The sequence below is a fragment of the Carboxydocella sp. ULO1 genome, assembly GCF_002049255.1.
Lineage (GTDB): Bacteria > Bacillota.
The window spans coordinates 14,921-27,550 of the sequence record NZ_BDLQ01000004.1; the positions used below are offsets into that span (position 1 = coordinate 14,921).

The following is a 12,630-nucleotide window of genomic DNA, read 5'->3' on the forward strand; positions in this document are numbered from 1 at the left end:
GGATTATTTCCCCTCTGCTATAACTTGCACCATAAACTTGACTGTTACTTTCGGATGAATTCTGGCTACTACCTGATAGCTCCCCAGAGTTTTAATATTTTCCGTAAGCTCCAGCTTCTTCTTATCCACTTTTAATCCATAATTTTTTTCCAGCACTTCGGCAATATCCTTATTGGTAATGGAGCCAAACAAGCGGCCTCCTTCCCCTGCCCTGGTCTTAATTACAACCGTAGTTTCCGCCAGTTTGGCTCCCAGAGCACGGGCTTCCTCCTCCAGGCGCTGTTGTTTTCTCTGTTCAGCGGCTTTCTTTTCATCCAGGGATTTCAACGCACCAGCGGTTGCTTCCACCGCCAGCCCCCGGGGGAAAAGGAAATTGCGGGCATAGCCCTCTGAAACCTCTACAATTTGACCTTTATTACCAAGTTTTTTTACATCCTGCTGTAAAATGACTTTCATCTATGATTTCCCTCCTGTCAGCAATTTTTGACGCCAGCCAAAACCCAGATCCAGAAGACCGATCAGGGCAAACAGCGGTAAATAAATTACTCCCACAAAGAATAAGGAGAGGATAAAAAGCAGACGCAAAAGCGGATTCCAGTAAGGCAAAGTCAAACTAACCAAACCCCAGCCATTGAGGAGGCCCAGGCAAGCACCCAGCCAGAGACTGTTGGCACCCAGAATATTTATCCCCTCAGCCCTGGGGCCCAGCAGTAAAAGCATAAGACCGAGGATAGCCAGCCAGATTAAGTACCAGGGCAGGTTCCAGTATCGTACCGGTACAGGTAACAGCCGGTTTTCTCGCGCCCCCAGTTGCTTGCCGGCAAAGTATGCACTTGTCCAGGCAGAAAGCAATGTAAAGGTCAGTTGCTGCCCTGGAAGCAGGATTACGCTCCAGTACAGCATTTTTTTCGTCTCCTCAGTAAGCATGGCCGTGGCGGGTTGTCCATACATACGGGCCACCAGCTCTGTAATCTGGTGGACTTCCCGGCTTAGTTCCTTATATAGAAAGGCAAGCTGGGCTTGCCAGATCTTCCAGCTCCAGATAATAGAAATCAGATCCCAGAGAAAAAAGAGCAAAGCCAGGGCCCCTGCCATTCTGGCCCAGCCCCATTGCCGGCTGCGTACCATTTGTCCGGTAAATAGGGTTAAGCCAAAAAAACCGGCAAGATAGAACAGATTAGCCCAGTCCAAATTACCAGTAAGCCAGGCCGTTAATGCCATCACTGCCAGCAAAGCTCCGGTGCCTGTTAGCAGTTGCGGTAAGGGGCTGTCCACCGCCAGCATTAATAATGGCACCAGCCAGAAAAATTGCAACAAAGTCATCGCTGCAGGCCAAATTATTATCAGTAGAGCCAGTACACCCTGCAAAAACCAGAGCTTCAGCTTGTTTTTATCCATTCCTTACCTCCGCCTGTTTTTCCGAATAAAAGACTAAGTTCGCCATCAATCGGATAATTCCTTTTTTCTGATTAAAAAGGGGAGCAAAATCCCTTTGCTCCCCTTGAGTCAGTTTCACTCCGCAGTAAACGGCAATAAAGCCATAATCCGTGCCCGCTTGATAGCCACAGTCAGCTGGCGCTGGTGTTTGGCACAGTTGCCGGAAATCCGCCGGGGTAAAATCTTGCCCCGTTCGGTGATATATTTGCGCAGTCTATTCAGGTCTTTATAATCAATGGCCTGAACCTTGTCCACGCAGAAACTGCAGACGCGTTTTTTGCCGCGTTTCCGTTCCCGACGCATCGTTTTCCCTCCCTTACCGAGCTTCAGTTTTAAAAGGGCAAGCCCTCATCTCCGTCCGCGAAATCATCAAAAGGCGGTTCGCCATGAAGGTCAGAACCAGGCCCTCTGCCTCCTTCTTTCGGACTTAAAAAACGTACATTTTCTGCCACTACTTCAGTCATGTATTTCCGGGTTCCGTCCTGTCCCTCAAAGGAGCGAATTTCCAGACGGCCGTCCACTGCCGCCAGTTTCCCTTTGCTGAGATATTTGCTGCAATTATCTGCCTGTGGGCCCCAGACCACCACATTGATGAAATCTGCTTCCCGCTCTCCGGCCTGGTTCTTGTACGGCCGATCAACTGCCAGAGTAAATCTGGCCACAGCTCTACCTGTATTGGTATATCTCAGCTCCGGGTCCCTGGTCAGGCGCCCAATGAGAATAATCCGGTTCAACACGGTTAAAACACCACCTTTAAACCATCACCCTTAGGCATCAACCCGTACGATCAAGTGCCGGACGACTTCGTCGGTAATTTTCAGAACCCGTTCCACCTCAGCAGCTACAGGAGCTTCGGCTTTGAAATTGCAGAGGACATAATAGCCCTCCCGCATTTTGTTGATTTCATAAGCCAGCTTCCGCTTGCCCCAGCGATCCAGAGCGGTGATTTCGCCACCATTGTTTTTGATCAGGTTTTCGAATTTTTCCACCACACCATTGATCGCTTCATCGGTAAGGTTGGGGTTGATGATAAACATCAACTCATAAGCGCGCATTCCTTTCACCTCCTCCCCACGGACTAAACGGCCCTACCTCCAGGATAGAGCAGGGATGATGGGCCCAGAGGCCTCATTTGGTAATTATACCAGATAATCTTGGGTTTGACAAGCATAATTAGACATTAAACCGGAAATAGACTACATCCCCATCCTGCATTACATACTCTTTTCCCTCCAGGCGTACCAGCCCTTTTTCCCGCGCCGCCGCCTGGCTGCCCGCAGCCATCAGGTCAGCAAAGGCTACCACCTCAGCCCGGATGAAGCCGCGTTCAATATCGGAATGGATTTTACCAGCTGCCTGGGGAGCTTTAGTGCCCCGGGTAATAGTCCAGGCCCGTACTTCCTGAACCCCGGCAGTAAAGAAAGTTATCAGCCCCAGCAGTTTATAGGCAGCCCGAATCAAGCGATCCAGTCCCGATTCCTCCAGACCCAGGGCTTCCAGAAAAGGTCCTTTTTCCTCTTCCGGCAGTTCAGCAATTTCCGCCTCAATCCTGGCGCAAATGGTTACCACCTCTGCACCTTCCTGAGCAGCATAATCCCGTACCTTTTGCACCAGCGGCAAATCCTCCCTGGTCAGGTCATCTTCCGCCACATTGGCGGCATATAAGACCGGTTTGGCTGTCAGGAGGTTCATCTCTTTCAAAACAGGCTGTTCTTCCTCACTGACTTCCACTGTCCTGGCACATTGGCCGGACTCCAGAGTCTCCTTAAGCCGGGTGAGAAATTCCACTTCCTGCTGGTATTTCTTCTCCCCGGTTTTTAACATTTTACGGGTGCGCTCTAGACGGCGTTCCACGGTTTCCAGGTCAGCCAGAATCAGCTCCATATTGATAGTATCAATATCGCGAATCGGGTCTACCTGCCCATCCACATGGGTTATGTTTTCATCTTCAAAACAGCGCACGACATGGATAATGGCATCCACTTCCCTGATATGGGAAAGAAACTTGTTGCCCAGTCCCTCTCCTTTGCTGGCTCCCCGCACCAGACCGGCAATATCCACAAACTCCACAGTAGTAGGCACAACCCGCTGGGGTTTAACCATTGCCGCCAGCTGCTCCAGCCGGGGATCAGGTACTTCTACTACCCCTACATTGGGATCAATAGTACAGAAAGGATAGTTGGCTGCTTCCGCCCCTGCTTTGGTAATTGCATTAAACAGGGTGCTTTTGCCCACATTGGGCAAACCCACGATGCCACAAGCTAATGCCATTTTTATTCAGCACCTCTTTCTATAAACTTCTTGATCGCTTTTTCCAGTTTAACCCGTTCCAGCCAGACCTGGTGGTTACAGCCCAGGCATTTCAGCCGGCAATCCGCCCCCAGGCGCAAAATCTGCCAGCGGTTGCTGCCACAGGGATGGGGTTTTTTTAATTCTACAATATCACCCTCGAGCAGTTTCAACACCATAGGGCCGGTTCTCCTCCTTCGTCAGTCCGCTCATAAACATCACCTGTTTGGGGTAGGGAATTTCCACCCCTTCCGCATTGAAGGCTTCCATCACCCGCCGTCGCAAAAGCCTTTCGATCTGAAATTGTTCCATAGGCCGTACCCGGGCAATGATGCGGATTACCACTTCCGATGGACCGAAGTTCTGCACCCCTAGCACCTGCGGCCCACTGACAATCAATTCCTTCTGTTCCTCTGCTACTTGCTGGCACACCCGTTCCAGCAAAGTTAATGCCCGGTCCAGGTCTTCTTCATAGGCAATGGGTACATCCACCGTAGCCAGCAGTGGACCGCGGTGGAAATTGGTGACCTGGTTAATTTGGCCATTGGGGATAATATGCAGCTGTCCACCGGCGTCCCGGATCTTGGTCACCCGTAAGCCCATATCTTCTACAAAACCCTGGACTCCGGCGGTTGAGATATATTCCCCTACAGTATACTGGTTTTCCAGGATAATAAAAAACCCGGTAATCACATCCCGGACCAGGTTCTGGGCACCAAAACCCACTGCCAGACCGGCAATTCCCGCTCCGGCCAGGATACTTCTGGTATCAAAACCGATGCGGTCCAGAATATTAATAATAACAAAGAAAATAACACTGTATTTTACCAGACTGTATAAAATCCCCCGCAAGGTCAAAGCCCGGCCTGAGCCCTTGATAAAGCGATTGATGCCAATGCGGCTCAGCCGTATGACCACCCAGGCACCCGCCAGGGTTAGCGCTATTGCCAGCCACATGTCCCAATTAGTTACCCACTGCACGAACCTTCCCCAGAAATTCACCTATCCCACCTCCTGCAACCGCGCCAGCCAGCTGCGGCGCAAACTATTGTCAGGTTGCTGTTCTATCCAGGGTAATAGCCACTCCTTTGCCTGACAGGGCCACTGGTTGCCCTGCCGGCTGGCCCATTGCCAGATCTCCTCTGCTCGCTGCCAGTCCGGTTTTTGTTGCCAGTAATCCACCAGCAAAACGGCATAACGGTCATCCCCGTAAGCTGCTGCCAGGGAATAAAAGGCGGGACTGAGGGGAAGACCTGCTTTTTGCCAGTTCTGCAACCAGTCCAGGGCCAAACCGGCCCGGCCGGCCCAGTCCAACAAGCGACTTTGCCCCAGCTTGTCGGTGTAAGGCAACCTGGACCAGAGGATTGCGGCTAATTCCTCCCGTCCGGGAAAAGCCAGCAAAGCTTCCATGGCTTCTAAAGCCTGCAAGGGGTCTTTACCGCAAAGCATGGCCAGAACCGGTTCCAGACCGGCCAGATCCCCCTGACCCAGCAGGGCCAGGGCAGCTTGCCTTTGCTGTCTTTCACTGCCTGTCTGCAGTAGTTGCCGCCAGTCAGGTTCCGGCGGGTTTACCGTTTCCGATTTCTTCTGACCCTGCCACCATTTTTTCAGCCAGTCCCACATGGGCATTACCTCCTGTTACTGGCCTGCTTTACGGTAAAACGCCTTGTAGCCTTCATAAGCAGCAAATATATCTACCTTGCTGGCAACCTCAAAAGGTGAATGCATAGAAAGCAGAGCTACACCGCAGTCCAGCACATCCATTCCCGTTTCAGCCATGAATTTGGCAATGGTGCCACCACCGCCTACATCTACTGCGCCAAGCTCTCCCACCTGCCAGGGCACATCGGCCTCGGAGAAAATCTGCAAAACCCGGGCCACAAATTCGGCATTAGCATCACTGGTACCGCTCTTGCCGCGCGCCCCCGTGTACTTGGTCACCACCAGTCCCTGCCCCAGACGGGCAGCATTATATTTGTCCACTACGCCTTCAAAGTTGGGGTCTACCGCCACACTGACATCGGCGGAAAGGGCCCGGGAATTGGCCAGTGCCCTTCGGAGCAGAATTTCATTGTAAGGCTGGCTCTGGGCATTGATCAGTTCTGCCACCATATTAGCAAAAAAAGCTGCCGTCATCCCGGTATTGCCGGTACTGCCGATTTCCTCTTTATCCACCAGCAAGGCTACAGCTGTATATTCCGGAGTTTCCGCCAGGTCCCGCAAGGCAGCCCAGGCTGTCCAGGCACAAACCCGGTCATCCTGACCAAAACCGCCGATCAGGCTGCGGTCCAGGCCCACTTCCCGCGCCGGACCAGCCGGGACCGCTTCCAGTTCCGCCCGGGCAAAATCCTCAGGTTCGATACCATACTGCTCCTTTAAAATCTTGAGCAGGGCAGCCTTGACCCTTTCCTTGGCCTCCTTATCTTCACAGGGAATGCTGCCTACCAGCAAGTTCAGCCCTTCGCCACTGATCACCTCTGCTGCCTTTTTCTCCATCTGTTTGGCTGCCAGATGCGGCAACAGGTCAGTGATGGTGAATACCGGGTCTTCTCCTTTTTCCCCGATAACTATCTGCAGGCGCTGTCCACTGCGGGTAAAGACCACGCCATGTAAAGCCAGAGGCAGAGCTACCCACTGATATTTTTTAATACCACCATAATAGTGGGTTTTCAGCCAGCCCAGTTTTTCCGCTTCATAGAGGGGATTGGGCTTTAAATCCAGCCGCGGCGCATCCAGATGGGCACCGATGATATTCAGTCCCTTTTCCAGGGGCTGCTGGCCGATAATAGCAGCAATAAAGGCTTTTTCACGGTAATTTAAATAAACCTTGAGTCCAGGCGTAACCTTTACTTCCCCGTTCATGACCAGGGCCAGGGGCACAAACCCGGACTGGACAGCTTCAGTTTCAAGATAAGCAACTGCTTCCCGTTCAGTTTTCCCTTCGGTTAAAAAACGAAGATATTCCTGATTGACCTGCTCAATCTGTTGCCTTTTATCAGCGTATATGTCCCAGGCATTGGCAAAATCCATGTTCTTCACCCCATTATAAATTTGTTTTCTGGCAACAATACTATTCTATCCCAAAAAGACCAGAAAAAAAAGACGGAACCCTCGATTCCGCCTTAAAATCCCCCGAGAAATTGTTTGAGGTTATTCAAAATCATTGAACTATTTACTGCTTTAAAGAATTCTGCCAGAGCGCCTGTTTTTTCCTGAGCAACCAGGGGCGCCATGGGAGCCAGTACCAGCAAAAAGATGGCCAGCCCCAGGGTGCTTTTGGCCAGGCCAGCAGCTCCGCCAGCCAGCCGATTGATTAACCCCAGGGGGGTCGCATCCATCAGCTTGCCCAGCATCCTGGCAGTAAGGCGGACAAGAGTAGTCACCCCGATAAACAGCAAGCCAAAAGCTATCCCTTCCACCAGGGCCAATCCCACCATGCGATACACCGCTTCCGCCGCATTGTGAACCAGAGGATCCTGAGTGGCCTGGCCCAGCTGAGCCAGCAAGTGTTCAAATTGTCCTTTGGCCGCCGGGTCCTTGACCAGCTGGTTAATGGCGGTCTGCATGGTGGAGGTGGAAATTTTTGCTGCCGGCAGGGCATATAGCTCCCGGGGTACCGGCAGGATTTTTTGTAACAGGGCCAGCCAGGCGGGACTGTCTTTCCACTGCTGAAAGAGCATATTTCCCAGTTGCCGGTAATAGAGAAAACCGGCCAGCATCCCCAGTCCATAACCAACCAGCCCGGCCAGAGTTTGTAAAAAGCCGCGCCGCAGGCCCTGGATCAAACCATAGAGCAGAAAGATTGCCAAAATGATATCTAACCAGTTCAAAGGCCTCACTCCCATTTTATTGGATGAAGTTATATTCGTTTTCAAACGGTGTAACTCCTGCTTTTTTCAATCCTTGTTTTACTACATTTTCTTAACATTTAAAAACCCGCCCTAAATAAAGGGCGGGTTTTTGCTTGCCTTAACCACCAAGATAAGCTTTTTTAACCTCTTCACTTTGGGCCAGTTCCTGAGCCGGACCGCTCAGTACGATCTTACCGGTTTCCAGCACATAGGCCTTATGGGCAATGGACAGGGCCATATGGGCATTCTGCTCTACCAGCAAGATGGTGGTACCGGTAGCATTAATATCCTTGATAATATTAAAGATCTCCTGCACCAGAATCGGGGCCAGACCCATGGAAGGCTCATCCAGCAATAATACCCGGGGCCGGGACATGAGGGCCCGTCCCATCGCCAGCATTTGCTGCTCCCCACCGGAGAGGGTCCCAGCCAGCTGCTTCAACCGTTCCTTCAAACGGGGGAAGCGTACAAACACCTTCTCCATATCTTCCTGGATACCCTGCTTGTCATTGCGCAGGTAGGCTCCCAGCTCCAGGTTTTCCAGCACGGTCAGGTTGGCAAAAACCCGCCGGCCTTCCGGTACCTGGGAAATCCCCATTTTCACGATATCGGGAGCTTTTTTACCGGTGATATTCTGCCCTTCGAAGTAGATAGCTCCGGATTTGGGTTTGAGCAAACCGGAGATGGTTTTCAGGGTTGTACTTTTGCCCGCCCCGTTGGCACCGATCAAAGTCACGATTTCCCCTTGGTTTACCTCCAGGGAGATCCCCTTGAGAGCGTGGATTGCGCCATAATAAACATCGATATTCTCTACTTTTAGCATCAATGGTGGACCTCCTCTCCCAGATAGGCTTCAATAACCTTGGGATTATTCTTGATTTCAGCCGGGGTGCCATGGGCGATTACGGTGCCATAGTCCAGCACATATATGCGTTCACAAACATTCATTACCAGGCTCATATCGTGTTCGATCAGCAGAATCGTCAAGTGGAACTGGTCCCTGATCCACTTGATCATATTCATCAGTTCCAGAGTTTCCTGCGGGTTCATCCCGGCTGCCGGTTCGTCCAGAAGCAGCAGCTTGGGCTGAGTGGCCATGGCCCGGGCGATTTCCAGCCGCCGCTGTTCCCCGTAGGGAAGGTTTTTGGCCCTTTCATTAACCCGGTGCTCCAGCTTGAAGATTTTTAAAAACTCCATGGCCTTTTCCCGCATTTCTTTCTCACCCTGAAAATGCCGGGGAGTGCGTAAAATGGAATCCAGAACGGAATGTTTGGCATGGAAATGATAGGCGATCATAACATTTTCCAGAACAGAGAGCTCTCCGAACAGCCGAATGTTCTGGAAAGTCCGGGCCATACCGGACTGGGTAATCTGATAGGGCTTCATGCCCACAATGCTTTTGCCATCAAAAAGGATATCCCCTTCAGTGGGTTTGTAAACCCCGGTCAGGAGGTTAAAGACCGTAGTCTTACCGGCACCATTGGGCCCGATCAAACCGATAAGTTCCCCTTTGTTCAGGTAAAGATTGCAGTTGGAAACCGCTTTCAGACCCCCGAACTGAATGGTGAGATTTTTAGTTTCCAGCAAGGCCACGACTATCACCTCTGTCTTTCTTGAAGATATCCAGGCTGAGTTCCTTGTTACCCAGCAAGCCCTGGGGTCTGAACAGCATGGTTATAATCAACACGATAGAATAGATAATCATGCGCAACTCGGGGTAGTCGGCCAGATAAGCGGAAATCAGAGTAACAAATACCGCTGCTGCAGCTGAGCCAGACAAACTCCCCAAACCGCCTAAAACTACATAAACTAGAATTTCGAAGGACTTGAGAAAACCAAAAGAGTTGGGATGCACGATGTAGAAGTAATGGGCGAACAGGCCACCGGCCAGCCCGGCAAAGAATGCACCCATGGTAAAAGCCATAACCTTATATTTGGTGATATTGATTCCCATGGACTCTGCGGCAATCTCGTTTTCCCGGATGGAGATACAGGCCCGGCCATGGGTAGACCAGAGGAAGTTTTTGATCACTACATAGGAACCTACGCAAATCCAGAAGACCCAGTTAAAAGTACTGTATGGAGGAATCCCCATAAACCCGGAAGCTCCACCCACATAGGGGATGTTCAGAATCATAACCCGAATGATTTCCCCCATCCCCAGCGTGGCGATGGCCAGGTAGTCCCCTTTTAAACGCAGGGTGGGCATACCGATGATAAAACCGATAAGCGCCGCTGCCAGGGAACCCGCCAGCAAAGCGATTACAAACAGCAGCCACTGGGGGATAGCTACACCAGCGGCAGCCCACTGAGGAGCCAGCTTAACTGTAATGACTGCGGAAACATAACCACCTACAGCCATAAAACCGGCATGACCGATGGAAAACTGACCGGTAAAACCATTGATCAGGTTTAAGCTAACAGCCAGTATAATGTTAATTAATGCAGTAACCACAATCCGCTGCCAGTAGGGACCGATAATCCCCTGGTTAAACAGGAAGGTAAAAGCCAGCCAGACAGCGGTCATAATCCCGGCGGTAGTCAGAGTTTTGGTCCAGTTCATCTTCATCTGTTATATCACCTACACTTTCTCCCGCACGTGCTTGCCCATAATACCGGAGGGCTTGACCAGCAAGATAACGATCAAAATCAAGAAGGCCACAGCGTCCCGATAGGTGGACTTGAAGAAACCGCTAACCATGGCTTCAGTAGTGCCCATCAGCAAACCACCGATAACCGCACCGGGAATGCTGCCGATACCGCCCAGAACGGCGGAAACGAAAGCCTTTAAGCCCGGCATAATCCCCATCAGCGGGTCGATGGAGTTATAGTAAATTCCCACCAGCACCCCGGCAGCAGCAGCAAGGGCTGAACCAATGGCGAAGGTGACGGAAATGATATTATCCACGTTAATACCCATCAGGGCAGCTGCTTCGGTATCATGGGAAACCGCACGCATAGCTTTTCCGGTTTTTGTACTGTGTACAAACCACTGTAAGGCCAGCATCAACACAATGGAAATAGCCAGAATCCAGATCTGCTGGTTGTTGACCACCAGCCCGCCCAGGTTATAGGTATGCTCACTCAATAAACCGGCAGGATAAGTCCGGGGCTGCGGGGTAGCCACATACATAGTGCCATATTCAATAAAGAAGGAAACACCGATAGCAGTAATCAAGACCGCAATCCGCGGTGCATGCCGCAAGGGCTTGTAAGCCAGTTTTTCAATGGTAACCCCGATCAGGGCACAAACCAGCATAGCCAGCAAAATCGCCGGAATCAGCGGCAAATGCAAGTAGGTAGTAGCCAAAAAGCCGGCAAAAGCGCCTAACATGTAAATATCACCATGGGCAAAGTTAATCAGACGTATAATACCATAAACCATGGTATAACCGAGTGCGATCAAAGCATAGATACTTCCAAGAGAAATGCCATTTATCAATTGCTGTAAAAATTCCAAGATTTTCACCCCTTTGACTTACATAGGGATGAGGGGGCAAACACCCCCTCATCCTGGTTATTCTACCTTAGGGATTAACTTTTGTTCTAAAGACCTGTTTGCCATCCTTCATTTCCAGAATAGCAGCGGCTTTAATCGGGTTATGCTGTTCATTCAGAGTGATGGTACCGGTTACTACCTTCAGGTCCTTGGTAGCAGCCAGAGCTTCTTTGATCTTGGCGGGATCGGCAGCGCCAGCCCGTTCAATAGCATCAATCAGCATCAGAGCAGCATCATAACCCAGCACAGCCATGGAGTCAGGAACCTGACCGTACTCTTTCTTATACTCTTCCACAAACTTCTGAACTTCCGGATCGGGGTCAGTAGCAGCATAGTGGTTGGAGAAGTAAGTGCCATTTAACGCTTCAGCGCCAGCGATATCCACCAGTTTGGGGCTATCCCAGCCATCGCCGCCCATGAAAGGAACAGTAATGCCCAGCTCCCGGCCTTGCTTTATAATCTTACCTACTTCTTCGTAGTAACCGGGTACATAAATTACATCAGGGTTTTTGCCCTTGATTTTAGTCAGAACAGCTTTAAAGTCGGTGTCCTTCTGGACATAGCCTTCTTCAGCTACAATGGTGCCACCATTCTTGGTAAAGGCTTCTTTGAAGAAAGAAGCCAAACCTTTACTGTAGTCAGAGCTGGTATCGATCATGATGGCAGCAGTCTTAGCACCTAAGTCCTTGGTAGCGAAGTTAGCCATCACTGTACCCTGGAAGGGGTCGATGAAGCAGGCCCGGAAAACCCATTCATTAACCTGGCCGTTCTCGTTTACCGTTACCTTAGGGTTAGTAGCCGAAGTAGACAACAGCGGAACTTGAGAAGCAGTTACCACCGGCACTGCTGCCAGGGTGTTACTGGAAGTAGTAGCACCTAGAATGGCCACAACCTTGTCCTGGTTGATCAGTTTGGTAGTGGCATTGGCAGACTCGGCAGGTTCGGATTTGTTATCCGCAACCACCAGTTCTAACTTCTTACCGCCCAGAACACCGCCAGCTTCATTCTTCTTTTTGAAAGCCAGCTTAATACCATTGACAGCAGCCTGACCAAAGGTAGCTACACCACCTGTGGTTTCGAAGTTACCGCCAATTTTAATGACATTATCAGCAGAACCAGAGCCGCCTTCCTTTTTCTCCCCGCCGCCACTGTTACCGCCGCAACCGGTGGCTACCAGGGACAATGCCAACAAACCAGCCAACACAGCACTTGCCTTTTTCTTCAGCATTCTTTTTCCCCCTTTTGTTTTTTTTACCCGACCTTAGACTGCCCTGTTTTCTCCTGAAAAGAAAAACAGGAGCAAACCTGCAGAATAAGGCCAACCTCGTCGCCGTCCTGCTGTCCTGCCCCCTTCGTTACAACATTGTAACTGTTGTATATAACCTTTCTACTGGCAGCTTTATTATATAATTTTTGAGTTAAAACTGTCAACAAAATTTTTTATTATGCTTTTTGCGATGTACCCTTTTTCAGAATGAAAATTGCTAAAAATATTATAAATAAATTTTTTTAAACATTATCATTCAGTTGTTTAGCAAGGATAACGGTATCTCT

At 50.4% G+C, this 12,630-nt stretch carries 16 protein-coding genes; all 16 read right to left on the bottom strand.

Translation table 11 applies throughout. The annotated features are described in order from the left end of the window. Positions 1-3: 3 nt before the first annotated feature. Complete coding sequence (gene rplI, locus ULO1_RS00520; protein WP_078666556.1) at positions 4-456, bottom strand: 50S ribosomal protein L9; 453 nt, start codon at positions 454-456, stop codon at positions 4-6. Continuing rightward, positions 457-1,398: a DUF2232 domain-containing protein gene (locus tag ULO1_RS00525; RefSeq protein WP_078666557.1), complete on the bottom strand. Its 942-nt coding sequence runs from the start codon at positions 1,396-1,398 to the stop codon at positions 457-459. 114 nt (positions 1,399-1,512) lie between these two features. Further along, a complete protein-coding gene (rpsR, locus tag ULO1_RS00530; protein ID WP_078666558.1) occupies positions 1,513-1,740 on the bottom strand; it encodes a 30S ribosomal protein S18 in 228 nt (75 codons plus the stop codon). 29 nt (positions 1,741-1,769) lie between these two features. Then, positions 1,770-2,174: a single-stranded DNA-binding protein gene (locus ULO1_RS00535; protein ID WP_078666559.1), complete on the bottom strand. Its 405-nt coding sequence runs from the start codon at positions 2,172-2,174 to the stop codon at positions 1,770-1,772. A 30-nt stretch (positions 2,175-2,204) separates the two neighbouring features. Beyond that, positions 2,205-2,492 carry a 30S ribosomal protein S6 gene (gene rpsF / locus ULO1_RS00540; protein ID WP_078666560.1) on the bottom strand — a complete coding sequence of 96 codons (288 nt, stop codon included), beginning with the start codon at positions 2,490-2,492 and terminating at the stop codon, positions 2,205-2,207. A 118-nt stretch (positions 2,493-2,610) separates the two neighbouring features. Continuing rightward, entirely contained in the window at positions 2,611-3,708 is a 1,098-nt protein-coding gene (ychF, locus tag ULO1_RS00545; protein ID WP_078666249.1) for a redox-regulated ATPase YchF, read from the bottom strand. Positions 3,709-3,710: 2 nt separating this feature from the next. After that, positions 3,711-3,905, bottom strand: coding sequence for a DUF951 domain-containing protein (locus tag ULO1_RS00550; RefSeq protein ID WP_078666252.1), 195 nt, complete (start codon positions 3,903-3,905; stop codon positions 3,711-3,713). Continuing rightward, positions 3,880-4,728, bottom strand: coding sequence for a mechanosensitive ion channel family protein (locus tag ULO1_RS00555; protein WP_107754204.1), 849 nt, complete (start codon positions 4,726-4,728; stop codon positions 3,880-3,882). The genes ULO1_RS00550 and ULO1_RS00555 overlap by 26 nt, the downstream gene beginning before the upstream one ends. Continuing rightward, positions 4,729-5,349: a hypothetical protein gene (locus ULO1_RS00560; RefSeq protein ID WP_078666248.1), complete on the bottom strand. Its 621-nt coding sequence runs from the start codon at positions 5,347-5,349 to the stop codon at positions 4,729-4,731. 15 nt (positions 5,350-5,364) lie between these two features. Further along, positions 5,365-6,756: an aminopeptidase gene (locus tag ULO1_RS00565; RefSeq protein ID WP_078666247.1), complete on the bottom strand. Its 1,392-nt coding sequence runs from the start codon at positions 6,754-6,756 to the stop codon at positions 5,365-5,367. A 92-nt stretch (positions 6,757-6,848) separates the two neighbouring features. Then, positions 6,849-7,556, bottom strand: coding sequence for a CvpA family protein (locus ULO1_RS00570; RefSeq protein WP_159446631.1), 708 nt, complete (start codon positions 7,554-7,556; stop codon positions 6,849-6,851). A gap of 139 nt (positions 7,557-7,695) precedes the next feature. Further along, on the bottom strand, positions 7,696-8,400 hold the full coding sequence (locus tag ULO1_RS00575; protein WP_079907800.1) for an ABC transporter ATP-binding protein: 705 nt from the start codon (positions 8,398-8,400) through the stop codon (positions 7,696-7,698). Then, positions 8,400-9,170 carry an ABC transporter ATP-binding protein gene (locus ULO1_RS00580; protein WP_078666244.1) on the bottom strand — a complete coding sequence of 257 codons (771 nt, stop codon included), beginning with the start codon at positions 9,168-9,170 and terminating at the stop codon, positions 8,400-8,402. The genes ULO1_RS00575 and ULO1_RS00580 overlap by 1 nt, the downstream gene beginning before the upstream one ends. Then, on the bottom strand, positions 9,151-10,146 hold the full coding sequence (locus tag ULO1_RS00585; protein WP_078666243.1) for a branched-chain amino acid ABC transporter permease: 996 nt from the start codon (positions 10,144-10,146) through the stop codon (positions 9,151-9,153). Before ULO1_RS00585 ends, ULO1_RS00580 begins: the two co-directional genes overlap by 20 nt. Before the next feature lie 12 nt (positions 10,147-10,158). Further along, complete coding sequence (locus ULO1_RS00590; protein WP_107754354.1) at positions 10,159-11,040, bottom strand: branched-chain amino acid ABC transporter permease; 882 nt, start codon at positions 11,038-11,040, stop codon at positions 10,159-10,161. Positions 11,041-11,104: 64 nt separating this feature from the next. Beyond that, positions 11,105-12,304 (bottom strand): ABC transporter substrate-binding protein, encoded by a 1,200-nt coding sequence (locus tag ULO1_RS00595; protein WP_079907797.1) that lies wholly within the window; start codon positions 12,302-12,304, stop codon positions 11,105-11,107. Positions 12,305-12,630 lie beyond the last annotated feature (326 nt).

Excerpts from the sequence above, each read along its gene's own strand:
- ULO1_RS00565 (WP_078666247.1), bottom strand. The coding sequence starts at position 6,756 with ATGGATTTTGCCAATGCCTGGGACATATACGCTGATAAAAGGCAACAG.
- ULO1_RS00560 (WP_078666248.1), bottom strand. The coding sequence starts at position 5,349 with ATGTGGGACTGGCTGAAAAAATGGTGGCAGGGTCAGAAGAAATCGGAA.
- rpsR (WP_078666558.1), bottom strand. The coding sequence starts at position 1,740 with ATGCGTCGGGAACGGAAACGCGGCAAAAAACGCGTCTGCAGTTTCTGC.
- ULO1_RS00585 (WP_078666243.1), bottom strand. The coding sequence starts at position 10,146 with ATGAAGATGAACTGGACCAAAACTCTGACTACCGCCGGGATTATGACC.
- ULO1_RS00575 (WP_079907800.1), bottom strand. The coding sequence starts at position 8,400 with ATGCTAAAAGTAGAGAATATCGATGTTTATTATGGCGCAATCCACGCT.
- rplI (WP_078666556.1), bottom strand. The coding sequence starts at position 456 with ATGAAAGTCATTTTACAGCAGGATGTAAAAAAACTTGGTAATAAAGGT.
- ULO1_RS00595 (WP_079907797.1), bottom strand. The coding sequence starts at position 12,304 with ATGCTGAAGAAAAAGGCAAGTGCTGTGTTGGCTGGTTTGTTGGCATTG.
- ULO1_RS00525 (WP_078666557.1), bottom strand. The coding sequence starts at position 1,398 with ATGGATAAAAACAAGCTGAAGCTCTGGTTTTTGCAGGGTGTACTGGCT.
- ychF (WP_078666249.1), bottom strand. The coding sequence starts at position 3,708 with ATGGCATTAGCTTGTGGCATCGTGGGTTTGCCCAATGTGGGCAAAAGC.
- rpsF (WP_078666560.1), bottom strand. The coding sequence starts at position 2,492 with ATGCGCGCTTATGAGTTGATGTTTATCATCAACCCCAACCTTACCGAT.
- ULO1_RS00550 (WP_078666252.1), bottom strand. The coding sequence starts at position 3,905 with ATGGTGTTGAAACTGCTCGAGGGTGATATTGTAGAATTAAAAAAACCC.